This window comes from Streptomyces sp. NWU339, from assembly GCF_003143855.1.
Lineage (GTDB): Bacteria > Actinomycetota > Actinomycetes > Streptomycetales > Streptomycetaceae > Streptomyces.
Genome location: NZ_QFRK01000003.1, coordinates 239,284 through 263,402, shown reverse-complemented (window position 1 = coordinate 263,402; position 24,119 = coordinate 239,284). Strand labels below are relative to the sequence as shown.

The following is a 24,119-nucleotide window of genomic DNA, read 5'->3' as shown; positions in this document are numbered from 1 at the left end:
CACCCCGCACGACGCACCGACAGGCCGGTTCCCCTTCGCCGGACGGGCGCCCGATTAGCGCATATTTGAACCTAAAAGTAAAGAAGCGGGTCCAGCACTTCCGCTTGCTTCGGACCTGGAGTACAAAGGACTCAACGGCCCGCGAGACCAAGGACATCCGAGAGGATCCCCTTCAGAACGCATTTGGCCCCACGGACCGAGCATGGCCACAGGGCACCCACGCGACGTCGACCCGTCGATTACGGGCCAGCCGCACCAGGGACGGGCAAATGTTCCCGACCTGATGGGCATATATCGAGGACGCTTGGTAACCAGGTGGACATGCCAGCGGCGGTACGAGTTCTCGTACCGCCGCATCTCTGCGCGACCGCGGCTATGCCGCCCCGCGCTGCAGCGCCTCGCACACCGCCGTGGACTCGCGTGCCCCCAGTTCGACCGCGCGTCCGCAGTGGGCGATCCAGGAGGCCATGCCCTCGGGGGTGCCCGAGACATAACCCTCCAGAGCGGCCAGATAGGCCTCCTGACCCAGTTCGGCATGGCCGACCTCGGCCGGGCAGACCGACTTCGGGTCCAGCCCGCTGCCGACCAGCACGATGCGTTCGGCCGTACGCGCGAGAAGGCCGTTGTGGGAGGTGAAGGGGCGCAGTGCGAGCAGTTCACCGTGCACGACGGCGGCAGTCACCAGCGCCGGGGCGGAACTGCCCGCGATGATCAGTTCCGACAGCCCCTCCAGTCGGCCGTGTGCCTCCGCCGCGGCGGGCAGCGGAAGCCCGATCAAGGGCTCGTCGACCGGCTCGCCCTCCTTCCGCGGGCGCCCGACCTGGTCGGCCCGGTCGGCCGCCGCGACCAGATGCAGCCGGGCGAGCACCCTCAGCGGCGACTGGCGCCAGATGGACAGCAGTTGCCCCGCCTCGGCGGACAGCCGCAGGGCCGCACCCATCGTGCGCGCCTCGTCGCCGCTGCCGAAGTCGCTGCGCCGGCGCACCTCCTCCAGGGCCCAGTCCGCCCCGGACAGCGCCGCCGAGCCACGGGCGCCGCGCAGGGCCGCCTCGGAGGTGATCTCGTTGCTGCGCCGCCGCATGACCCGGTGCTTGTAGACCCGGTCCACGGCCTTGCGGACGGATTCCACGGAGTCGGGCACACCGGGCAGCGAGCCCAGGGCCGCGAGGGGGTCCCCGCTGCTCGAACTCTTCCGAGAGCTCGGGGGAGGATCGGCGGTCGCGCCTGTCGTACTCATGAGTACGACATTACGCACCCTGGGCGCCCGCCCTGTGCAGGAGTGGTCTTCCTCACTCCGGACCGCCCGCCGGAGCCGCGGTGAAGGCCGCCCCGCTCACCCCCTCGCCGCGGGCGCCCCGGGCACACCCTTGGGGGCCGGGGCGGGGGCGCCGGACAGGAAGGACTTCCAGCCCTGCTTCGGGGCTTCGCCCACGGTCAGGGTGCGCAGTTTCGCCAGGGTCTTCGGGTCCTGGACATCCAGCCAGTCCACGAGCTGCCGGAAGGAGACACAGCGCACGTCGGATTTGGCGCACACCTCCTTGACGACCTCCTCGACGGCCCGCATGTAGGTGCCTCCGTTCCAGGACTCGAAGTGGTTGCCGATGATCAGAGGTGCCCGGTTGCCGTCGTAGGCCCGCTCGAAGCCCGCGAGCAGGCCGTCCCGCATCTCGTCACCCCACCGTCCGTGCTTGGCGGGGTCGCCCTGGGTTTCGGTGCCGGACTGGTTGACCATGAAGTTGTAGTCCATGGCGAGCTGCTCGAAGGAGTGCCCGGGGAACGGGACGAGCTGCAGCGACAGGTCCCACAGCCCCTGCTTCCTCTCCGGCCACACCTGGTTGTTGACACCACTGGTGTCGTAGCGGAAGCCCAGCTCTCTCGCCGCCTCCATGAAGTTCTCCTGACCCTCCAGACAGGGGGTGCGGGCGCCGATGAGCTCCTTGTCGTAGTCGAAGGGGAGGGGGGCCTCGTTCTTCATGCCGGTGTGGGTCCTCCATGCCTTCACGAACGATTTGGCCTGGGCGATCTCGTCCTTCCACTCCGCCACCGACCATTCGCCGACCCCGCCGTCGGGGCCGCAGAAGTGACCGTTGAAGTGGGTGCCGATCTCGTTGCCCTCGAGCCACGCCAGGCGCAGTTGCTCCACTGTGGCGGCGATGCCCTCGACGTCGTTGAAGCCGATGTCGGACCGGCCCGGTGAGTGCTGCGGCGGGCGGTACAGGTCACGCTTCTCCTCCGGGAGCATGTACACGCCGCTCAGGAAGTACGTCATGGTCGCGTCGTTCTCCTTGGCGACCTTGCGGAAGTGGGAGAAGAGCTTCTGGCTGTCCTCACCCGCGCCGTCCCACGAGAAGACGACGAACTGCGGGGGCTTCTCGCCCGGCTCCAGCCGCTCGGGCTCGGGCAGGTGCGGCTGGGCCCCGGTGTACGCGGTGGAGCCGTCGCCGATCAGCCGGACCACGTTCTTCGGCGCCGGCTCCGCCTTCTTCGGATCCTGAGATTCCTCGTCGAAACCGTCGGCGCCGGTTCCGCAGCCGGCGAGCGGGACGGCACAGACCGCGGCGATCACGGTGCTCACGGCGATCCTTCGGGTGGCGGCCATGCCCGCCCACCTTCTTCCTTCTCTCGGGCCGACCCCGTGGGCGGCGCTGTCGGGTGCTTGCCGGTCCGCGCCGACAGCGCCGCCAAAGTCGCATGGGACTGAGAAGGAATTAATACGACAAGCCGATAAAACACATACTTCACACGCGAGAAGTAATCATTAGACCGTTTGCCCTAAAAGGGAAGACTCGCCCTTTACTCTGAATTACGATTCGTTTACTACTGGTTGGGATTCTTGCCGTCGAGGCTCCTCGCCGCCGTTGACCGATCCCGCCGTTCTGACGCCGTGACCCACGGCCGCGACCGCCCCGCCGCCGAGCGAGTCACCCCCACTTCCGCGACCACGCAGCCCCGGAGGAGACGGGAAGCATGCCAACCTGTGTTCCCACCACCCACGCCAGCGACCCGAACCGAACCGGGCGTGCCCACCCGCCCCACAGCCCGCCGCCGGCCGGGCCCCGTCGGCTCCGTATCGCGGGCGCCGATCTGTCGGCCGCCGTCGCGGTCTTCCTGATCGCTCTGCCCCTGTCCCTCGGCATCGCTCTCGCCACCGGCGCGCCGCTTCAGGCCGGCCTGGTCGCCGCCGCCGTGGGCGGCCTCGTCGCCGGACGGCTCGGCGGCTCCCCGCTCCAGGTCAGCGGTCCGGCCGCCGGACTCACTGTCGTCACCGCCGACATCATCCAGCAGTACGGCTGGCGGACGACCTGCGCCATCACCGTTCTCGCCGGACTCTCCCAACTCGGCCTGGGCTGTCTGCGGGTGGCGCGCGGCGCACTCGCCGTCAGCCCCGCCATCGTGCACGGGATGCTCGCCGGTATCGGCGTCACCATCGCCGTCGCCCAGGTGCACATCGTCCTCGGCGGCACCCCGCAGAGCTCCGTCCCCGACAACCTCCGGGCGCTTCCCGCCCAGTTGGCGAACCTGGACCCCGCTGCCGTCGCGGTGAGCGTGCTCACCCTGGCCCTGCTCCTGCTGTGGCCCCGGATCCCCGGCGGGGCGGGGCGCGTTCTGCGCAGGGTCCCGGCCGCGCTCGTCGCCGTCACCGGGGCCACCGCGGTCGCGTCCGCGGCCGGCCTCGTCCTGGCCGAGGTCGACCTGCCGTCCTGGCGCAGCCACGCGCTGGCCGGACTGCCCGAGGGGCCCGTGCTCGGTCTCGTCGCCGCTGTGCTCACCACCACGCTGGTGTGCAGCGTGCAGTCGCTGCTGGGCGCGGTCGCCGTGGACAAACTGGTCTCCCGCCGCCCCGGTCCGGGCCACGGTCCACGCTCCGACCTGGACCGCGAACTGCTCGGTCAGGGCACCGCGAACATCGCCTCCGGCTGCCTCGGCGGACTGCCCGTGGCCGGGGTGGCCGTGCGCAGTTCCGCAAATGTGAACGCGGGTGCCGTGAGCCGGAACTCCACGATGCTGCACGGCGTTCTCGTAGTGGTCGCCGCGTTGCTGATGGTCCCGATCCTGGAGTTCATCCCGCTCGCCTCACTCGCCGCCCTGGTGATGGCTGTCGGCATCCAGATGGTGTCACTGCACCACATCCGTACGGTGACCCGACACCGTGAAGTCCTCGTCTACGCCGTGACCGCCCTCGGCGTGGTGTCCGTGGGCGTCCTGGAGGGCGTCGCCCTCGGCATCGCCGCGGCCGTCGGCGTGGCCCTGCACCGCCTCACCCGCACCCGGATCACGCATGAGGCGAAGAAAGGAGTCCATCACGTACATGTCCGAGGGCAGTTGACGTTCCTCGCCGTACCCCGACTCAGCCGGTCCCTGCATCTCGTACCCCAGGGGGCCACCACCGTCGTGGCGCTGGACGGGTCGTTCATGGACCACGCGGCGTACGAGGCCTTGCAGGACTGGCAGAACACGCACACCGCCCGGGGCGGTGCGGTCGAGATCACCGGCCGCCGGCCCGGGACCGGAGTCCGGATAGCCGAGCCCGCGGTCCTCGCCGCCGCACCCGCTTCGGACGGCACCGACGCGGCGGGCCCGGCCACCGGCGCCGGGTGCCGTTGCCGGCCCTGGACCGCCTGGCGCAACCACCAGTGCGAGCCCTCACGATCCACACCCGACGGCGAGTCCGCACCTGACGGCGACTCCGTACCGAACGACGACCGCAGCGTCCACGACGTCCCCGACGTCCCCGGGGCTCCCGACGCCCCCGGCAGCCTGGGGATCCACAGCGGCTCGGACACACGGGCGATCCTCTCCGGCGCAGGGAGCCCACCCGGTGAGGACCACGCGTCCCGTGCGGCCGACGCGTCCCGTGCGGCCGACGCGCGAGGGACAGCGTCCGACCCGGCTGTTCCTCACCTGTGCCGACTCCCGGCTGGTCACATCGATGATCACTTCCAGCGGTCCGGGAGACCTCTTCGTGGTCCGCAATGTCGGCAACCTCGTGCCGCCGCCCGGCGAGGAGAGCGGTGACGACTCGGTGGCGGCCGCCCTCGAGTACGCCGTGGAGGTGCTCGCGGTGCGGTCCATCACGGTCTGCGGGCACTCGGGGTGCGGTGCCGTGCGGGCCCTGCTCGACCCGGAGCCGGACGGTGCCCGCACTCCGCTGAGACGGTGGCTGCGGCACGGGCTGCCGAGCCTGGAACGGGCCGGCGACGGGCACGAGCCCTGGGCACGCCTCGACGGACGGGCACCGGCCGACCCGGCCGAGCGGCTCTGCCTGGCCAACGTCGTCCAGCAGCTCGACCATCTGCGCGCCCACGAGCCGGTGGCCCGTGCTCTGAAGGACGGGAAGCTGACGCTCCACGGCATGTACTTCCATGCGGGTGAGGCGCAGGCGTATCGCCTCACCGAGACGGCGGGAGAGGGCATGTTCGACCGGGTGAGGGCGGCGGACCCGGCGCGATGAGGGGCCGTCGCGGGTATGAGTGGTGTGACGGAGGCTGAACCGCGTGCCCTCGGCGTCCGTGGGTACGGATGACCCCCGGGCCACGGAAGCGATCGGTTGACCTCAGAGAGCTGACCTCAAAAGGTCTAAACCACTTTGCCATCGGCCCTTGTCAGCCCACCCTCGGGTCTGATGAGCTGTGGCCCGGGACACAACGGACACTCCGGGAAAGGCAGATGCCGTGAGCAACGAAAGCCTGGCCAACCTGCTCAAGGAAGAACGCAGGTTCGCACCCCCCGCCGACCTGGCCGCCAACGCCAACGTCACCGCGGAGGCGTACGAACAGGCCAAGGCTGACAGGCTCGGCTTCTGGGCCGAGCAGGCCCGCCGACTGACCTGGGCCAAGGAGCCGACCGAAACGCTCGACTGGTCGAACCCGCCGTTCGCCAAGTGGTTCAAGGACGGCGAGCTCAACGTCGCCTACAACTGCGTGGACCGGCATGTGGAGGCCGGGCACGGCGACCGGGTCGCCATCCACTTCGAGGGCGAGCCCGGCGACAGTCGCACGATCACCTACGCCCAGCTCAAGGACGAGGTCTCCCAGGCCGCCAACGCCCTGCTGGAGCTGGGCGTCCACAAGGGCGACCGGGTGGCGATCTACATGCCGATGATCCCCGAGACGGCGGTCGCCATGCTGGCCTGCGCCCGGATCGGCGCCGCACACTCCGTCGTCTTCGGCGGTTTCTCGGCGGACGCGCTCGCGACCCGTATCCAGGACGCCGACGCCAAGGTCGTCATCACCGCCGACGGCGGCTACCGGCGCGGCAAGCCGTCCGCGCTCAAGCCCGCCGTGGACGAGGCGGCCGACCGCGTCGACACCGTGCGGCACGTCCTCGTCGTCCGCCGCACCGGCCAGGACGTCGCCTGGACCGAGGGCCGCGACCTGTGGTGGCACGAGGTGGTGGGCCGCCAGAGCACCGAGCACACCCCGGAGGCGTTCGAGGCCGAGCAGCCGCTGTTCATCCTCTACACCTCCGGCACCACGGGTAAGCCGAAGGGCATCCTGCACACCTCCGGCGGCTACCTCACCCAGACCGCTTACACGCACTGGGCGGTCTTCGACCTCAAGCCGGAGACCGACGTGTTCTGGTGCACGGCCGACGTCGGCTGGGTCACCGGGCACTCGTACATCGTCTACGGGCCGCTCGCCAACGGCGCGACCCAGGTCATGTACGAGGGCACGCCCGACACCCCGCACCAGGGCCGCTTCTGGGAGATCGTGCAGAAGTACGGCGTGACGATCCTCTACACGGCGCCCACCGCGATCCGGACGTTCATGAAGTGGGGCGACGACATCCCCGCGAAGTTCGACCTGTCCTCGCTGCGGGTCCTCGGCTCCGTCGGTGAGCCGATCAACCCCGAGGCGTGGATCTGGTACCGCAAGAACATCGGCGCGGACCGCACCCCCGTGGTGGACACCTGGTGGCAGACCGAGACCGGCAGCATCATGATCTCGCCGCTGCCCGGCGTGACCGGCGCCAAGCCGGGCTCCGCCCAGACTCCGCTGCCCGGCATCGCCGCGACCGTCGTCGACGACGAGGCGCGCGAGGTGCCCGACGGCGGCGGTGGCTACCTGGTCCTCACCGAGCCGTGGCCGTCGATGCTGCGCACCATCTGGGGCGACGACCAGCGGTACATCGACACGTACTGGTCACGTTTCGAGGGCAAGTACTTCGCCGGCGACGGCGCCAAGAAGGACGACGACGGCGACATCTGGCTGCTCGGCCGGGTCGACGACGTGATGCTGGTCTCCGGGCACAACATCTCCACCACCGAGGTGGAGTCGGCGCTCGTCTCCCACCCGTCGGTCGCCGAGGCGGCCGTGGTCGGCGCGGCGGACGAGACGACCGGGCAGGCCATCGTCGCCTTCGTGATCCTGCGCGGTACGGCGGCGGAGACCGAGCAGCTGGTCGCCGAGCTGCGCGACCACGTGGGCGCCACACTCGGCCCGATCACCAAGCCCAAGCGGATCCTGCCGGTCAATGAGCTGCCGAAGACCCGCTCCGGCAAGATCATGCGCCGTCTGCTGCGGGACGTCGCGGAGAACCGCCAGCTCGGTGACGTGACCACGCTGACCGACTCCACCGTGATGGACCTGATCCAGGCGAAGCTGCCCCAGGCGCCCGGCGAGGACTGAGCACGTGCCGGCCGTCACGGGGCGGCCGGCCACAGGAACACGGGGGTGCCCGGCGCCGCGCACGCGCCGGGCACCCTCCCCGTGACATCCGTCACCGAAAGCCCTCGGTGCGGCCCGGAAGCACGTTGGTTAGAGTGGACACGAAGGTGGCCACTGCAGGCCACCCGCACACAAGTTGTCTCATGGAGCGCCGGGAAGTCTGGTCGGCACACGATTCGTGCTGCCCGACGACCAGAGGACCACCCCCGTGACCGCGCCCCGCACCCCCAGCCCCCGCAAGGCCCTCGGCCGTCTCTCCCTGCCCGAGCGGAACTTCGTCGCGGACGCACTGCGCACCGAGACCGTCGGCGGCATGCTGCTGCTCGTCGCCGCGATCACCGCGCTGATCTGGGCGAACGTGCCCGCCCTGCACGACAGCTACGAGAGCGTCAGCCACTTCCGCTTCGGCCCCGAGTCACTCGGCCTGAACCTGTCCGTCGCGCACTGGGCCACCGACGGACTGCTCGCGGTCTTCTTCTTCGTCGCCGGAACGGAACTCAAGCGCGAACTCGTCGCCGGTGACCTGCGCGACCCCCGGGCCGCCGCGCTCCCCGTCGTCGCCGCCCTGTGCGGCATGGCCGTACCGGCGCTCGTCTACACGCTCACCAGCGGCATCGGCGGCGGCTCACTGGCCGGCTGGGCCGTGCCCACCGCCACCGACATCGCCTTCGCGCTCGCCGTGCTCGCCGTCATCGGCACCTCCCTGCCGAGCGCGCTGCGCGCCTTCCTGCTCACCCTCGCCGTCGTCGACGACCTCTTCGCGATCCTGATCATCGCGGTCTTCTTCACCGCCGACCTGGACTTCGTCGCGCTCGGCGGTGCCGTGGTGGGTCTGGCCGTCTTCTGGCTGCTGCTCCGCAAGGGCGTGCGCGGCTGGTACGTGTACGTGCCGCTCGCCCTCGTCGTCTGGGGCCTGATGTACAACAGCGGCATCCACGCCACCATCGCCGGTGTCGCCATGGGCCTGATGGTGCGCTGCCACCGCCACGAGGGTGAGGAGCAGTCCCCCGGTGAGCGCATCGAGCATCTGGTCCGGCCCCTCTCCTCGGGTCTCGCCGTCCCGCTGTTCGCCCTGTTCAGCGCGGGTGTGGCGGTCTCCGGCGGTGCGCTCGCGGACGTGTTCACCACGCCCGAGACGCTCGGCGTCGTCCTCGGCCTCGTCGTCGGCAAGACGGTCGGCATCTTCGGCGGTACGTGGTTGACCACGCGCTTCACCAAGGCCTCGCTCAGCGAGGAGCTCGCCTGGGCGGACGTCCTGGCGGTGTCGACGCTGGCCGGGATCGGGTTCACCGTCTCACTGCTCATCGGTGAACTCGCCTTCCAGGGCGACGCGGCGATGACGGACAGCGTCAAGGCCGCCGTGCTGACCGGTTCGCTGATCGCGACCGTCGTGGCGACCGTGCTGCTGAAGATCCGGAACGCCAAGTACCGCAGGCTGTCCCAGGAGGAGGAGCGCGACGACGACCTCAGCGGCATCCCCGACGTGTACGAGGAGGACGACCCGGCCTACCACCTGCGCATGGCGGAGATCCACGACCGCAAGGCCGCCGAGCACCGCCGGCTCGCCCGGGAGAAGGCCGAACAACGGCGCGGGCTTGCCGAAGTGCCGGGCGGGGCAGGCGAGGACCACGACGGTCCGGCATGATCTGACGAGACGGTACAAAAGTCAGGACAGTCGGACGCCCGCGGACACACACGGACGCCCGCGGACACACACGACCGGACGCGCCACGCCCGACCCACGGGGCCGGCCACACGCGGTCGGACGTGGCGGCCGACCGGACGGGAACCGTCAGACGGCAGACTGAACCGTACGCAGCGACACACAGTGGCACGCGATACGTACGCAGAAGAGGGAGACCGCGATGAGCACACCCGACGGCAGCCCGGTCGGCGCCGAACGCAGCATCGGCGAACTGTTCGCCTCGGCGACGGAGAACATGTCGGCGCTGGTGCACGACGAGATCGCGCTGGCGAAGGCGCAGCTCAAGCAGGACGTGAAGCGGGGTGCGACGAGCGGCGGGGCGTTCACCGCGGCCGGTGTACTGCTCCTGTTCTCCCTGCCGATGCTGAACTTCGCCCTGGCCTACGGCATCCACACCTGGAGCGACTGGAACCTCGCCCTCTGCTTCCTGCTGTCCTTCGCGGCGAATGTGCTGATCGCGCTCGCCCTCCTGCTGATCGGCGTCGTCTTCGCGAAGAAGGCGAAGAAGGGCCGGGGCCCGCAGAAGGTCGCCGCCTCCATGAAGGAGACCGCGGGCGTGCTGCAGAAGGCCAAGCCGCACCCGCGTCCCGAACTCGACCTGTCCAAGGACCGGGCCCCCGCGGCGATCGAAGCTGTGGGACGCTCGTCCTCATGACGGGCTCCTCCCTCCCCTCGGGGCAACCTCCCTCGGCGCACCCCCTCTCGGCCGTACGCCTCGACATCCCGGGTGGCGCCGAGGTGACCCACCGGGACGTGGCCGCCAACGGCGCGCGCTTCCACATCGCGGAGCTCGGCGACGGACCGCTGGTACTGCTGCTGCACGGCTTTCCGCAGTTCTGGTGGACCTGGCGGCACCAGCTGACGGCACTCGCCGACGCCGGTTTCCGCGCCGTCGCCATGGACCTGCGGGGTGTCGGGGGCAGCGACCGCACACCGCGCGGTTACGACCCGGCCAACCTCGCGCTGGACATCACCGGGGTGGTCCGTTCCCTCGGCGAACCGGACGCCGCGCTGGTCGGGCACGACCTGGGCGGCTACCTGGCCTGGACGGCGGCGGCGATGCGTCCCAAGCTCGTACGACGGCTCGCGGTCGCGTCCATGCCGCATCCGCGGCGCTGGCGGTCGGCCATGCTGGCGGACGTCAGGCAGTCGTCCGCCATGTCCCACATCTGGGGGTTCCAGCGGCCCTGGGTCCCGGAGCGGCAGCTCACCGCCGACGACGGGGCGCTGGTGGCCGAACTCATCCAGGACTGGTCCGGGCCGCGTCCGCCCGAGGAGAAGGCGCTGGAGAACTACCGCCGCGCCATGTGCATCCCGTCCACGGCGCACTGCTCGATCGAGCCGTACCGCTGGATGGTGCGCTCCATGGCCCGGCCCGACGGCATCCAGTTCAACCGCCGGATGAAGCGGCCGGTGCGGGTGCCGACGCTGCATCTGCACGGCTCGCTGGACCCCGTGGTGCGCACCCGGAGCGCCGCCGGGTCCGGACAGTACGTCGAAGCGCCGTACCGCTGGCGGCTGTTCGACGGGCTCGGGCACTTCCCGCACGAGGAGGACCCGGTCACGTTCTCCACCGAGCTGATCAACTGGCTGAAGGACCCGGAGCCCGACCGCTGAACCAAGACATCCCGATCATCGGAATTGAACACCTGTCCTACGAACGGCCACTTGCCTGGCGCATAGGCCAATTGGCTGCCCCAGAAGCGGTTATCGACCATGAGGCGGGGGCACCGTCGGAATATGGGCTGGACGCACGACTACAGTGACGCAGGCCGCGACCGCCGCTCGGCGGGCGGCGGGGGATCCCACCAGCGAGGCGGTGCACCGCACATGGCGGGCACGGACCTCAAGGTGGGGATCCCCCACATCCTCCGCCGCCGGGCACGCTGGGTCTCGGTACGACTGCTTCACCCACGCGGGTGACCGGACGCGGCGCGACGGCCGTATCCCGCGCGCCGCGTCCCGCGCCGAGTTCACGCGCCCGGTTCACGCATCGCGTTGCCGCACCGCGCGTCACTCCGTAGGCAGCTCTCGCCGCCACCGTGGGCCTCGCGCCGCTCAGAGCGCGCAGCGGTCGCTGTCCACCTGCTGGTTCGCGGCACGGCCCTTGGTGATGTCGTCCTGGATCTCGTCCACGGTGAGCGCGTACCCCGTCTCGGCGTCGTCGAGGGACTTGGCGAACACCACGCCGTAGACCCGGCCCTCGGGTGTGAGCAGCGGGCCGCCGGAGTTGCCCTGACGGACCGTCGCGTACAGGGAGTAGACGTCACGGCGGACCGTGCCCCGGTGGTAGATGTCCGGGCCGTTGGCCGTGATCCGCCCGCGGACCCGCGCGGATCTGACGTCGTACGCGCCGTTCTCCGGGAAGCCGGCGACGATCGCGCTGTCGCCGCTGCCCGCGTCCTCGGTCGTGAACCGCAGCGCCGGCGCCTTCAGGTCCGGGACGTCGAGGACCGCGATGTCGCGCTTCCAGTCGTAGAGGACGACCGTCGCGTCGTACTTCCTTCCCTCGCCGCCTATCTGCACGGTCGGTTCGTCGACGCCGCCCACGACGTGCGCGTTGGTCATGACGCGGCGTTCGGAGAACACGAAGCCGGTGCCCTCCAGCACCTTGCCGCACCGCGGGGCGGTGCCCATGACCTTGACGATGGACCGCTGGGCCCGGGCGGCCACGGGGCTGCCGGCCAGGGCGGGGTCGGGGGGCTGGACATCGGTGATCGGCTCGTTCGCGAACGGGCTGAAGACCTGCGGGAAACCGTTCTGCGCGAGGACGGAGGAGAAGTCGGCGAACCAGGTGTCGGCCTGGTCGGGCAGCGCGCGGGAGACACCGAGCAGGACCTTGGAACCGCGGACCTCCTTGCCGAGCGTCGGCAGCGTCGTACCGGCGAGGGCGGAGCCGATCAGCCAGGCGACCAGGAGCATGGCGACGACGTTGACCAGGACACCGCCGGTCGCGTCGAGCGCTCGGGCCGGGGACCAGGTGATGTAGCGGCGCAGCTTGTTGCCGAGGTGGGTGGTCAGCGCCTGGCCGACGGATGCGCAGACTATGACGACGACGACCGCGGCGACGGCCGCGGTCGTGCCGACCTCGGCGTTGTCCGTCAGGACGTCCCAGATGACGGGGAGCACGTAGACGGCGACGAGACCGCCGCCCAGGAACCCGATCACCGACAGGATGCCGACGACGAACCCCTGGCGGTAGCCGACGATCGCGAACCAGACGGCGGCGACCAGCAACAGGATGTCCAGCACGTTCACTGCTTCCAGCCTCGCCTCGTCATTCCGGTCGCTCCCACTCGGCCGGAGTCCGGGGGCGTACGGCACGAACCGCCGTCGTCACCAGCCCCCCGTACCGCACGGCACGGCGCCCACCCTGTCATGACCTCTGGTCCAGCGGGACCCGCTTGTCCCGGTCCCAGGGCCGCTCCCACCCCGCGTAGTGGAGCAGCCGGTCGATGACCCCGGCCGTGAAACCCCAGACGAGAGCCGATTCGACCAGGAATGCCGGACCCTGGTGGCCGCTGGGATGGACCGCGGTCGCCCGGTTGTCCGGATCGGTGAGATCCGCCACCGGGACCGTGAAGACCCGGGCGGTCTCGTTGGGATCCACGACGCCGACCGGACTGGGCACCCGCCACCAGCCCAGCACCGGGGTGACGACGAAGCCGCTGACGGGGATGTAGAGCTTGGGCAGGACACCGAAGAGCTGGACACCGGCCGGATCGAGCCCGGTCTCCTCCTCGGCCTCGCGCAGCGCGGCCCACAGCGGCCCGTCGGCCAGCGGGTCGCCGTCCTCGGGGTCGAGGGCGCCACCGGGGAAGGCCGGCTGCCCGGCATGCGAGCGCAACGCCGTCGACCGCTCCATGAGCAGCAGTTCCGGGCCGTACGCGCCTTCGCCGAACAGGATCAGGACCGCGGACTGGCGCCCCGAGCCGTTCGCCGGCGGCAGGAAGCGGCTCAGCTGTCCCGGCGCGACCGTCTCCACGGCCCGTACCACCGGGTCCAGCCAGGTGGGCAGACCCTCCTGACTGAGCGTCGCCCGGCCACCCCGGATGTTGCCCGCCCGCGTCATCGCCACCCCCGTCGTCCTGCCCCCTGCCCGTCCGTCCCCGGCGACAGGTCCAACGCCCGGCGGCCCCTGGAACGTTCCATCAAAGATCGTTCCACCTGCGGCCGCCGGATATGCCCTGTCACCCGGCACCCAGCGGCGGGGCCGGTCGGCCGCCCGCGTCGAGGTAGGCCTGCGGGGGGTTCAGACGCTGGCCCGGGAAGCCGCCCTTCTCGTACTTCAGCAGCTTCCGCGCCTTCTCCGGGTCCGTCTCCCCCTCGCCGTACGCCGGGCAGAGCGGTGCGATGGGGCAGGCTCCGCAGGCGGGCTTACGGGCGTGGCAGATGCGGCGGCCGTGCCAGATCACATGGTGCGAGAGGTCGGTCCAGTCGCTCTTGGGGAAGAGCCCGCCGACGGCCGCCTCAATCTTGTCGGGGTCGGTCTCCTCCGTCCACTTCCAGCGGCGCACCAGGCGCTGGAAGTGCGTGTCCACAGTGATCCCCGGGCGGCCGAAGGCGTTGCCGAGGACGACGAAGGCCGTCTTGCGGCCCACGCCCGGCAGCTTGACGAGATCCTCCAGCCGACCCGGCACCTCGCCGGCGAACTCCTCCGCCAGCACCTTCGAAAGCCCTATCACCGACTTGGTCTTGGCCCGGAAGAACCCGGTGGGGCGGAGGATCTCCTCCACCTCCTCCGGGTCGGCGGCGGCCAGGTCCTCGGGGGTGGGGTACTTCGCGAAGAGGGCGGGGGTCGTCTGGTTGACCCGCAGGTCGGTGGTCTGGGCGGACAGGACCGTGGCGACCACCAGCTGGAAGGGATTCTCGAAGTCCAGCTCGGGGTGGGCGTACGGGTACACCTCGGCGAGCTCCCGGTTGATCCGCCGGGCCCGGCGGACCAGCGCGGTACGCGACTCGGCCTTGGGCTGCCCGGCGGCGGCCTTCTTCGCGGACGCGGGGCTCTTCACGGACGCCGCCTTCTTCGCGGGTGCGGAGCCCTTCGCGGACGCGGTCCTCACCTCGGCCGCCGCTTCGCTCGCACTCGCGGTCGAATCCTTCTTCACCGGTGCCTTCTTTGTCGGTTTCGCCGTTTCCCTGCCGCCGCCGGGACCCTGTTCGCCCACAGCGGAATCATGATGTACCGCCACCCGTGCAGCCCCTAGGAGCGTGCTCTCACCGGCGATTTGGACACCCGACCAGCCTACGGCTCGGCACCGACATCCGCCCCGGCCCCTGCGGATCGGCGCCCAATTGGACCCCTGCCGCTTACCCGGGCACGCCTGTGCGGCATCCTTGTGACAGATCACACTGTTTGGACTGTCCGGCAAAATGGGCACCTCGGTCCCCTGGTACGCGGGGAACAAGATCCCCTGAGCAGGTCGACAAGGAGAGAACACGTGGACGACGTTCTGCGGCGGAACCCGCTCTTCGCGGCGCTCGATGACGAGCAGGCCGCGGAGCTTCGCGCCTCGCTGAGCGAGGTGACCCTCGCACGGGGTGACTCCCTGTTCCACGAGGGCGACCCCGGAGACCGGCTCTACGTGGTCACCGAGGGCAAGGTCAAGCTCCACCGGACCTCCCCCGACGGCCGCGAGAACATGCTGGCCGTCGTCGGTCCCGGCGAGCTCATCGGTGAGCTGTCGCTCTTCGACCCGGGCCCGCGCACCGCGACCGCCACGGCGCTGACCGAGGTCAAGCTGCTCGCCCTGGGCCACAGCGACCTCCAGCCCTGGCTGAACGCCCGCCCCGAGGTGGCCACAGCGCTGCTGCGGGCCGTCGCGCGCCGGCTGCGCAAGACCAACGACGCCATGTCGGACCTGGTCTTCTCCGACGTCCCGGGCCGGGTCGCCCGCGCCCTGCTGGACCTCTCCCGCCGCTTCGGGGTGCAGTCCGAGGAGGGCATCCACGTCGTCCACGACCTCACGCAGGAGGAGCTGGCCCAGCTGGTCGGCGCGTCCCGCGAGACGGTCAACAAGGCCCTGGCGGACTTCGCACAGCGCGGCTGGCTCCGTCTGGAGGCCCGCGCGGTGATCCTCCTGGACGTCGAGCGCCTCGCGAAGCGCTCCCGCTGACGGGATTCCCGGCACGCGTGCCGACGGCCCCGGTGCCCCGCAGGCCTCAGCGCCTGCCGGGCCCCGGGGCCTTCGGGTGAGCCCGTGCCCCCGCTAGATGAGCCCGTGCTCCCGCAGGTATTCCAGCTGCGCGCGGACCGACAGTTCCGCGGCCGGCCACAGGGAGCGGTCCACGTCGGCGTAGACGTGGGCGACGACTTCGGACGGGGTGAGACGACCGTTCTCGACGGCCGTCTCCACCTGGGCGAGGCGGTGGGCCCGGTGCGCCAGGTAGTACTCGACCGCACCCTGGGCGTCCTCCAGTACGGGGCCGTGACCGGGCAGGACCGTGTGGACGCCGTCGTCGACCGTGAGCGAGCGCAGGCGGCGCAGGGTGTCCAGGTAGTCGCCGAGTCGGCCGTCGGGATGGGACACGACGGTCGTACCGCGTCCCAGGACGGTGTCGCCGGTGAGGACGGCCCCGTCGGCCGGCAGGTGGAAGGACAGGGAGTCGGCGGTGTGGCCGGGGGTGGGGACGACCCGCAGTTCCAGACCGCCCACGTCGACGACGTCCCCGCCGGACAGGCCCTCGTCCCCCAGCCGCAGCTTCGGGTCCAGCGCCCGTACCTTCGTGCCGGTCAGCTCGGCGAAGCGGGTGGCGCCCTCGGCGTGGTCGGGGTGACCGTGCGTCAGCAGGGTGAGGGCGACGCGCTTGCCGGCCCGCTCGGCCGTGTCGACGACGTTGCGTAGATGTCCCTCGTCCAGCGGGCCGGGGTCGACGACGACCGCCCGCGCGGAGTCGGGTTCCGAGAGGATCCAGGTGTTGGTGCCGTCCAGGGTCATGGCCGAGGCGTTCGGGGCCAGGACGTTGACCGCGCGCGCGGTGGCGGGTCCGGAGAGGACCCCACCGCGCGGTTGGCCGGGAAGGGCTGCGGCGTCCGTCATGCGGGTGCTCCACCGGTCGGGATGTGCTTGGTGAACTCGTCGTGCCCGGGCCAGGACAGCACGATCTTCCCGTCGTCCAGGCGCGCGGTGGCCAGTACCGGCGTGAGATCCCGCGCGGATGCCGCGTCGAGCGCCTGCGCCGCCGCCGGGTACGCCGTCAGCTGGCGCAGGGTCGCGATCGTCGGGGGCATCATCAGCAGCTCGCCCCGGTCGTACGCGGCAGCCGCCTCGCGCGGGGCGATCCACACCGTGCGGTCGGCCTCCGTAGAGGCGTTGCGGGTGCGCTGCCCCTCGGGGAGCGCGGCGACGAAGAACCAGGTGTCGTAGCGGCGGGGCTCGAACTCCGGGGTGATCCACCGGGTCCACGCGCCGAGCAGGTCCGAGCGCAGGACCAGCCCTCGACGGTCGAGGAACTCCGCGAAGGACGTCTCTCGCGCGACGAGTGCCGCGCGGTCCGCCTCCCAGTCCGCGCCCGTCGTGTCACCGACCACGGAGTCGGACGTCGGACCGGCGAGCAGCACACCGGCTTCCTCGTACGTCTCGCGTACGGCGGCGCAGACGATCGCCTGGGCGTCGGTCTCGTCGACGCCGAGCCGGTCCGCCCACCACGCGCGCGTGGGGCCCGCCCAGCGGACGTGGTGGTCGTCGTCCCGCGGGTCGACGCCACCGCCGGGGTAGGCGTAGGCGCCTCCGGCGAAGGCCATGGAGGCGCTCCGGCGCAGCATGTGGACGACGCAGCCGTCACCGGCGTCCCGCAGGAGCATCACGGTGGCCGCCCGCTTGGGCGGGACCGGGGTGAGGGTGCCCTCCGCGAGCGCGCGGATGCGGACCGGCCACTCGGATGGGTACCACTGCCCACCAGCCTGCGCATTCACCATGGCCGGAGGCTATCTCGGGACGGGCGGATGTTCGAGTGCCCAGCGGGAGAAGGCGGGCACAAGGGGACGCGCGACGCCGGGAAGCGGCAGGGGGACGCGGCGAGGAGAGGCGGCGGATCCGGCGGCCGGCACGGGCCACACGGCCCTCCGCCGAGCACCGGCCCGCCTCCGCCTCCGTCGGACGCCGACCGCTTCTGCCCGTCCGTGTCCGTCAGCGCGCGTCCGTCAGCCGGCGTCCGTCAGCTCCACCTGGATCTCGACCTCCACCGGTGCGTCGAGGGGCAGTACCGCGACGCCCACCGCGCTGCGGGCGTGGACGCCCTTGTCGCCGAGGACCTCGACCAGCAGCTCGCTCGCACCGTTGAGGACGCCCGGCTGGCCCGTGAAGTCCGTGGCCGAGGCCACGAACCCGACGACCTTCACCACGCGCGCGACGCGGTCCAGATCACCGGCGACCGACTTCACGGCGGCGAGGGCGTTCAGCGCACAGGTGCGCGCCAGCTCCTTCGCCTCCTCGGCCGTGACCTCGGCACCGACCTTTCCGGTCAGCGGAAGCTCGCCGCCCACCATGGGAAGCTGGCCGGCGGTGTAGACGTACCGCCCCGACAGCACGGCCGGACGGTACGCGGCCAGCGGCGGAACGACCTCCGGCAGGCTCAGCCCGAGTTCGGCCAGTTTGGCCTCGACCGCGCTCACGCCTGCTTCTCCCGCTTCAGGTAGGCGACCAGCTGCTCGGGGTTGTTCGGGCCCGGCACGACCTGCACGAGCTCCCAGCCGTCCTCGCCCCAGGTGTCCAGAATCTGCTTCGTGGCGTGGACCAGCAGCGGAACCGTGGAGTACTCCCATTTCGTCATGCGGCGACTCTAGCCGCTGCCGTCCCCCGCACGGGAAGCACGGGAAGCCATGAAAGCCGGGGAAACCCGGGAAGCCCGGGTACCCAGGAGCGCGGGAAGCCCGGCAACTCGCACCCGGAGCCGCCGGGGCGCACGGGGAGGAATTAGGCTCAAAGGCGTGAGCAGGCTTCAGGTGGTCAGTGGCAAGGGCGGAACCGGCAAGACCACGGTGGCCGCGGCCCTCGCGCTGGCCCTGGCCACGGAGGGGAAGCGGACGCTTCTCGTCGAGGTCGAGGGCCGCCAGGGCATCGCGCAGGTCTTCGAGACGGAGGCGCTGCCGTACGAGGAGCGGAAGATCGCCGTCGCTCCCGGGGGCGGGGAGGTGCACGCCCTCGCCATAGACGCCGAGCGGGCCCTTCTGGACTACCTCCAGATGTTCTACAAGCTGGGCAGCGCCGGGCGGGCGCTGAAGAAGCTCGGCGCGATCGACTTCGCGACCACCATCGCGCCCGGCGTGCGGGACGTCCTGCTGACCGGCAAGGCGTGCGAGGCGGTGCGGCGCAAGGACAGGAACGGGCGGTTCGTCTACGACTACGTCGTGATGGACGCCCCGCCGACCGGGCGCATCACCCGTTTCCTCAACGTCAACGACGAGGTCGCCGGGCTCGCGAAGATCGGCCCGATACACAATCAGGCCCAGGCCGTGATGCGGGTGCTGAAATCGCCGGAGACGGCGGTGCACCTGGTCACCCTGCTGGAGGAGATGCCGGTCCAGGAGACCGTGGACGGCATCGCCGAGCTGCGGGGGGCCCGGCTGCCGGTGGGGCGGATCATCGTGAACATGGTGCGGCCCGAGGTGCTGGACGCGATCGACCTGGAACTCATGGGGACGGTCGAGCGTTCCTCTGTCGCGCGGGCACTGTCGTCCTCCGGTCTCGGCGGCGCGCGGCGCGGCGGGCACGCCGAGCGGCTGGTGGACCCGTTGCTCGCGCAGGCGAAGGAGTACGCCGAGCGGTACACGCTGGAGGCCGAACAGCGCGCCGCGCTGGCCGAGGTGGGCCTGCCCCTGCACGAGCTGCCGCTGCTCGCGGAAGGCATGGACCTGGCGGGCCTGTACGAACTGGCCGAGGAACTCCGCGCACAGGGTGTGTCATGACCGGCGGAAACCTGCCCGTGTCCGTACCCGTGCCCGTGCCCGGCGGGAGCTTTCCCGCCGGGCGCGCCGCTCCCGGTGTTCCCGCCATGCCCGCCACCCCCATCAGGCCCGTCACGCCCGTCACGAGTCGGAAGTATCGGAAGCAGGGGATGTCATGAGTCGTCATCCGGAACCGGCGCACCCGCGCGCGCACGATCCGGCCCACCCGGCCCGCCACCACCTCTCCCCCGTGCGCACGCTCGACATCGACCCACTGATCGAGGACCGGACCACCCGGATCGTGGTGTGCTGCGGCTCGGGCGGGGTCGGCAAGACGACCACCGCCGCGGCCCTGGGACTGCGCGCGGCCGAACGGGGACGCAAGGTGGTCGTCCTCACCATCGACCCCGCCCGCCGGCTCGCCCAGTCCATGGGCATCGACTCGCTCGACAACATCCCCCGCCGGGTGAAGGGCATCGACGACTCCGCCGGCGGCGAACTGCACGCCATGATGCTCGACATGAAGCGCACCTTCGACGAGATCGTCGAGGCGCACTCGGACCCGGAGCGCGCCTCCGCGATCCTCGGCAACCCCTTCTACCAGTCCCTCTCGGCGGGCTTCGCGGGCACGCAGGAGTACATGGCGATGGAGAAGCTGGGTCAGCTGCGGGCCCGCGACGAGTGGGACCTCATCGTCGTCGACACACCGCCCTCCCGCTCCGCGCTGGACTTCCTGGACGCGCCCAAGCGGCTCGGGTCCTTCCTCGACGGCAAGCTCATCCGCGTCCTGCTGACCCCGGCGAAGGTCGGCGGCCGTGCGGGGATGAAGTTCCTGAACGTCGGGATGTCCATGATGACCGGCGTCCTGGGGAAGGTACTCGGGGGGCAACTGCTGCGGGACGTACAGACGTTCGTCGCGGCGATGGATTCCATGTTCGGCGGGTTCCGTACGCGCGCGGACGCCACGTTCAAACTGCTCCAGGCGCCCGGGACCGCGTTCCTGGTGGTAGCGGCCCCGGAGCGGGACGCGCTGCGCGAGGCCGCGTACTTCGTGGAACGGCTGGCCGCGGAGGACATGCCACTGGCCGGTCTGGTGCTCAACCGGGTCCATGGCAGCGGCGCCGACCGGCTCTCGGCCGAGCGGGCACTCGCCGCCGCGGAAAATCTTGAGGACTCCCGCATTGTGGATCAGGAGGACGGGAAAGCTGGAGTTCGTAACTCCAGCGACACACACGCCAGTTCAGACGTCCCTGCCGGAGGCTCCCCCGCCACCACGGACGACACGGACACGGACACCAGCACCACCGACACCAACGCAGACACCGACGGGGTGGGCGCGGAGCGGTCCGTCGACCAACTCACCGCGGGTCTGCTGAGACTGCACGCCGAGCGGATGCGGCTGCTCTCACGCGAGCAGCGCACACGTGACCGCTTCACCGCGCTCCATCCCGAGGTGGCGGTGACGGAAGTGGCCGCGCTGCCCGGTGACGTGCACGACCTCGCGGGCCTGCGGCAGATCGGCGACCGGCTCGCGACCAACAGGCCGGAGCTGCCCGAGACACCCGAGGCACCCGCTTCACCCGAGGCAACCGCCTGACGCACACCGACCTGACGCACACCGACACGGCCTGACGGACGAACAAGCAGTGCCGACACAGCCCGAGACGCCCCACCGAGGACCCCCCGAGAAACCTCAGCTCACCGCCGCGTAGTTCGCGTACACCTCGTCGTCGTCGAGGGGCACGACGCCCGTCCCCCGCTCGTACTCCGTGCGCGCGGTCTCCAGCAGCCGGCGCCAGGACGTCACGGTGGGCCGCCGGCGCAGCAGTGCGCGGCGTTCACGTTCCGTCATGCCTCCCCACACGCCGAACTCGACGCGGTTGTCGAGCGCGTCGGCCAGGCACTCCGTACGCACCGGGCATCCGGTGCACACCGCCTTGGCCCTGTTCTGCGCTGCTCCTTGAACGAACAGTTCATCCGGATCAGTAGTGCGGCAGGCAGCCTGCGCACTCCAGTCGGTAACCCAGCCCATACCGGCGCCGTCCTCTCCCGAATCGAGGCTCCCCCACGGCGGCAGCGGCATATTCACCGCCGCCAGTTGAGGACGTTACGGAAGGTGGGCACAACGCAACACCCCCAGCGGGCCCAATCTTGAATGGCCCGAACGGACTATGGGTAAGCGGCAGATCACCCGGGGGAGTGACCTGACGACATGTGCGACAATCCCGGCGTTTCGGGTCAGTTCCATTACGCCACAACGGACACCGAGTGACACACGAGGCGGATCCGGACACGCACCCACCACACCCCGACAAAGAAAGTCGAGAAGATCCGGAACGATTCGGGGTCACCGGACGTATTGATACGTGGCCTCACTGCTGTGACAGTTGTGAGCAGCTTAGGCCAAGGCCTGTACGCCTGTCCGGCAAACGAGAACGTAGGCTGCTCCCATGCCAAAGAAGCGCTCGGGCGGTGGTCTGTCGCCAACGCAGCAGGCCGCCAAGTTCCTCGGTGTCAGTGTCCTCGCGGGTGCCGTCCTGGCCGGTATCGCACTGCCCGCCGTGGGTGCGCTGGGCCTGGCCGCCAAGGGTTCGGTGGAGAGTTTCGACGAGCTCCCCGCCAACCTCAAGACGCCCCCGCTGAGCCAGCGCACCACCATCCTGGACGCGAAGGGCGGTCAGATCGCCACCGTCTACTCGCGCGACCGCACAGTGGTCGACCTCAAGGACATCTCGCCGTACCTCCAGAAGGCGATCGTCGCGATCGAGGACTCCCGCTTCTACGAGCACGGCGCGGTCGACCTGAAGGGCGTGCTGCGCGCGCTCAACCGCAACGCGCAGAGCGGCGGTGTCTCCGAGGGCGCGTCCACACTGACTCAGCAGTACGTGAAGAACGTCTTCGTGGAGGAGGCCGGCGACGACGCGACGAAGGTCGCGCAGGCCACCCAGCAGACGATCGGCCGCAAGATCCGCGAGCTGAAGTTCGCGATCCAGGTCGAGGAGGAGCTGGGCAAGAACAAGATCCTCGAGAACTACCTGAACATCACGTTCTTCGGCCAGCAGGCCTACGGTGTCGAGGCCGCCGCCCAGCGCTACTTCTCCAAGTCCGCCAAGGACCTCAACCTCCAGGAGTCCGCCCTCCTCGCCGGCCTCGTCCAGTCGCCGAGCCGGTACAACCCGGTCAACGACGAGACGGAGGCCACCAAGCGGCGCAATGTCGTCCTGGCGCGGATGGCCCAGGTCGGCGACGTCTCCGAGGAGGAAGCCGCCGAGGCGTCGAAGGCACCGCTGGGACTGAAGGTCAGCAAGCCGAACAACGGCTGCATCACGGCGGTCGCCGATGCGGCCTTCTTCTGTGACTACGTACGTGAGGTGTTCCTGAACGACCCGGTTTTCGGGAAGGAGAAGGAGGACCGGGCCAAGATCTGGAACCAGGGCGGTCTGACGATCCGGACCACCCTCGACCCGCAGGCACAGCAGTCGGTCCACACCTCGCTCAAGGGCCACGTCAACAAGAGCGACTCGGTCGCCGCGGCGATCACCCTGGTGGAGCCCGGCACCGGCAAGATACTCGGCATGGGCCAGTCGAAGCCCTACGGCTACGGCAAGAACGAGACCGAGATCAACTATTCGGTCAACCACAGCATGGGCGGCTCCAACTACGGCTTCCCGACCGGTTCGACGTTCAAGCCCTTCGTCGCGGCGGCCGCGCTCGAGGAGGGGCGACCGCCCTTCCAGGAGTACTCGTCGCCGTACGAGATGCCCTACCCCGACCCCGTCCAGACGTGCAGTGGCAAGCCCTGGATGAACCAGGAAGGCGCCACCGTCCCCAACGAGGACAAGTCGGAGGTCGGACCGTACCGCTTGAAGGAGGCGATGGCCCTTTCGGTCAACACCTACTTCGTGCAGATGATCGCCGACATCGGTCTGTGCCCGTTGGTGAAGATGACGGACGCCCTGCACGTCGTGGAGGGCAACGGCGAGAAGCTTCCGGAGGTCCCCGCCGTCTCCCTCGGTTCCAGGGGTGTCGCCCCGCTGACGATGGCGTCCGCGTACGCCGCCTTCGCCTCCCGGGGCATGTACTGCACGCCGGTCGCCATCGAGTCGATCACCCAGAAGATCGGCGACCAGCAGAAGTCGCTGGAGGTACCGAAGTCGACGTGCTCGCGGGCGATGAGCGAGGAGACCGCGGACACGGTGAACACCCTGCTGCAGGGTGTGGTCGACTCCGGTACGGGCCGGGCGTCCGGTCTCACGGACCGCGCCAACGCCGGCAAGACGGGCACGACGGACGAGCGCAAGAACGCCTGGTTCGTCGGCTACACGCCGAACCTGTCGGGAGCGGTCTGGGTCGGCAGCGCCACCCAGCAGGTCAAGATGGTCGACATCAACGTCGGCGGCGCCTACCACGCCAAGGTCTACGGTGGCTCGGTGCCGGGCCCCATCTGGCGGGACGCGATGACCGGCGCCCTCTCGGGCAAGGACTCCCCGTCCTTCAACCTCGTCGACATCCCCGACCCCGAGAAGCGCGACGAGGACCGTGACCGTGACGACGAGGACGGCGACGACCGTGGCGACGACAACCGCGGTGACAACGGCGGCAACGGCAACAACGGCGGTTTCATCGGCGGCCTGACCGGCGGCAACGGCGGCAACGGCGGCAACGGCGGCCAGGACGGCAATGGTGGCCAGAACGGCAACGGCGGAGCCGAACCGGACCCGACCTTCTCCCTCCCGGAGGGCTTCATCCAGGGCTCGGGCAACGGCCCCGGAGGACGGCGCTGACGGCCTGCGCCCCTGGTCGGACGAGAGTGGAGGGCCCCTCGATCCCAACGCGGGATCGAGGGGCCCTCCACTGTCGT

19 protein-coding genes and 1 pseudogene are annotated in these 24,119 nt (G+C 70.4%); 10 read left to right on the top strand and 10 right to left on the bottom strand.

What is annotated here, in order from left to right; genetic code table 11:
- Nucleotides 1-373 precede the first annotated feature (373 nt).
- Together DIZ27_RS06045 and DIZ27_RS06040 are read right to left on the bottom strand one after the other, a co-directional pair.
- On the bottom strand, nt 374-1,237 hold the full coding sequence (locus DIZ27_RS06045) for an oxidoreductase (protein ID WP_258308258.1): 864 nt from the start codon (nt 1,235-1,237) through the stop codon (nt 374-376).
- Nucleotides 1,238-1,333: 96 nt separating this feature from the next.
- Nucleotides 1,334-2,599, bottom strand: a complete 1,266-nt coding sequence (locus DIZ27_RS06040) for a hypothetical protein (RefSeq protein WP_109377232.1) — start codon at nt 2,597-2,599, stop codon at nt 1,334-1,336.
- Between the two features lie 368 nt (nt 2,600-2,967).
- On the opposite strand from DIZ27_RS06040, the pseudogene DIZ27_RS06035 reads away from it, so the two are divergent.
- The 6 genes and pseudogenes from DIZ27_RS06035 (at nt 2,968) to DIZ27_RS46875 (ending at nt 11,295) form a co-directional block, all read left to right on the top strand.
- Nucleotides 2,968-5,452, top strand: a pseudogene (locus DIZ27_RS06035) (bifunctional SulP family inorganic anion transporter/carbonic anhydrase).
- Between the two features lie 220 nt (nt 5,453-5,672).
- The gene (gene acs / locus DIZ27_RS06030) at nt 5,673-7,628 is read left to right on the top strand and encodes an acetate--CoA ligase (RefSeq protein WP_109377231.1); all 1,956 of its coding nucleotides are present in this window, start codon (nt 5,673-5,675) and stop codon (nt 7,626-7,628) included.
- Between the two features lie 247 nt (nt 7,629-7,875).
- Entirely contained in the window at nt 7,876-9,312 is a 1,437-nt protein-coding gene (gene nhaA / locus DIZ27_RS06025; protein WP_109377345.1) for a Na+/H+ antiporter NhaA, read from the top strand.
- Between the two features lie 220 nt (nt 9,313-9,532).
- Nucleotides 9,533-10,027: a phage holin family protein gene (locus DIZ27_RS06020; protein WP_109377230.1), complete on the top strand. Its 495-nt coding sequence runs from the start codon at nt 9,533-9,535 to the stop codon at nt 10,025-10,027.
- Nucleotides 10,024-10,989: an alpha/beta fold hydrolase gene (locus tag DIZ27_RS06015; protein WP_109377229.1), complete on the top strand. Its 966-nt coding sequence runs from the start codon at nt 10,024-10,026 to the stop codon at nt 10,987-10,989. The genes DIZ27_RS06020 and DIZ27_RS06015 overlap by 4 nt, the downstream gene beginning before the upstream one ends.
- Nucleotides 10,990-11,112: 123 nt before the next feature.
- Entirely contained in the window at nt 11,113-11,295 is a 183-nt protein-coding gene (locus tag DIZ27_RS46875) for a hypothetical protein (protein ID WP_109377228.1), read from the top strand.
- Nucleotides 11,296-11,430: 135 nt separating this feature from the next.
- On the opposite strand, the gene DIZ27_RS06005 is transcribed toward DIZ27_RS46875, so the two are convergent.
- The 3 genes from DIZ27_RS06005 to nth all read right to left on the bottom strand — a co-directional run bounded on the left by DIZ27_RS06005 (nt 11,431) and on the right by nth (nt 14,540).
- Nucleotides 11,431-12,630, bottom strand: coding sequence for a MarP family serine protease (locus DIZ27_RS06005; protein ID WP_109377227.1), 1,200 nt, complete (start codon nt 12,628-12,630; stop codon nt 11,431-11,433).
- A 118-nt stretch (nt 12,631-12,748) separates the two neighbouring features.
- Nucleotides 12,749-13,444: a CoA pyrophosphatase gene (locus DIZ27_RS06000; protein ID WP_109377344.1), complete on the bottom strand. Its 696-nt coding sequence runs from the start codon at nt 13,442-13,444 to the stop codon at nt 12,749-12,751.
- Nucleotides 13,445-13,562: 118 nt separating this feature from the next.
- Nucleotides 13,563-14,540, bottom strand: a complete 978-nt coding sequence (nth, locus tag DIZ27_RS05995) for an endonuclease III (RefSeq protein WP_375231931.1) — start codon at nt 14,538-14,540, stop codon at nt 13,563-13,565.
- Between the two features lie 273 nt (nt 14,541-14,813).
- Here nth and DIZ27_RS05990 point away from each other — a divergent pair, with 273 nt between their 5' ends.
- Nucleotides 14,814-15,488, top strand: a complete 675-nt coding sequence (locus tag DIZ27_RS05990) for a Crp/Fnr family transcriptional regulator (RefSeq protein WP_109377225.1) — start codon at nt 14,814-14,816, stop codon at nt 15,486-15,488.
- 93 nt (nt 15,489-15,581) lie between these two features.
- Here DIZ27_RS05990 and DIZ27_RS05985 read toward each other — a convergent pair whose 3' ends face one another.
- The 4 genes from DIZ27_RS05985 to DIZ27_RS05970 all read right to left on the bottom strand — a co-directional run bounded on the left by DIZ27_RS05985 (nt 15,582) and on the right by DIZ27_RS05970 (nt 18,144).
- Nucleotides 15,582-16,412, bottom strand: coding sequence for an MBL fold metallo-hydrolase (locus tag DIZ27_RS05985; RefSeq protein ID WP_109377224.1), 831 nt, complete (start codon nt 16,410-16,412; stop codon nt 15,582-15,584).
- Nucleotides 16,409-17,290, bottom strand: a complete 882-nt coding sequence (locus DIZ27_RS05980) for an NUDIX domain-containing protein (protein ID WP_109377223.1) — start codon at nt 17,288-17,290, stop codon at nt 16,409-16,411. The genes DIZ27_RS05985 and DIZ27_RS05980 overlap by 4 nt, the downstream gene beginning before the upstream one ends.
- Before the next feature lie 225 nt (nt 17,291-17,515).
- Complete coding sequence (locus DIZ27_RS05975) at nt 17,516-17,986, bottom strand: RidA family protein (RefSeq protein ID WP_109377222.1); 471 nt, start codon at nt 17,984-17,986, stop codon at nt 17,516-17,518.
- Complete coding sequence (locus DIZ27_RS05970) at nt 17,983-18,144, bottom strand: DUF4177 domain-containing protein (RefSeq protein ID WP_019355547.1); 162 nt, start codon at nt 18,142-18,144, stop codon at nt 17,983-17,985. The genes DIZ27_RS05975 and DIZ27_RS05970 overlap by 4 nt, the downstream gene beginning before the upstream one ends.
- A gap of 157 nt (nt 18,145-18,301) precedes the next feature.
- Here DIZ27_RS05970 and DIZ27_RS05965 point away from each other — a divergent pair, with 157 nt between their 5' ends.
- Nucleotides 18,302-19,279, top strand: a complete 978-nt coding sequence (locus DIZ27_RS05965) for an ArsA-related P-loop ATPase (RefSeq protein ID WP_109377221.1) — start codon at nt 18,302-18,304, stop codon at nt 19,277-19,279.
- Nucleotides 19,280-19,433: 154 nt separating this feature from the next.
- Nucleotides 19,434-20,855 carry an ArsA family ATPase gene (locus DIZ27_RS05960; RefSeq protein ID WP_109377220.1) on the top strand — a complete coding sequence of 474 codons (1,422 nt, stop codon included), beginning with the start codon at nt 19,434-19,436 and terminating at the stop codon, nt 20,853-20,855.
- 96 nt (nt 20,856-20,951) lie between these two features.
- Here the strand turns inward: DIZ27_RS05960 and wblA are convergent, their stop codons facing one another.
- Nucleotides 20,952-21,290, bottom strand: a complete 339-nt coding sequence (gene wblA / locus DIZ27_RS05955; protein ID WP_181383401.1) for a transcriptional regulator WblA — start codon at nt 21,288-21,290, stop codon at nt 20,952-20,954.
- A gap of 418 nt (nt 21,291-21,708) precedes the next feature.
- On the opposite strand from wblA, the gene DIZ27_RS05945 reads away from it, so the two are divergent.
- Entirely contained in the window at nt 21,709-24,042 is a 2,334-nt protein-coding gene (locus DIZ27_RS05945; protein WP_109377218.1) for a transglycosylase domain-containing protein, read from the top strand.
- The last annotated feature ends 77 nt before the right edge of the window (nt 24,043-24,119 follow it).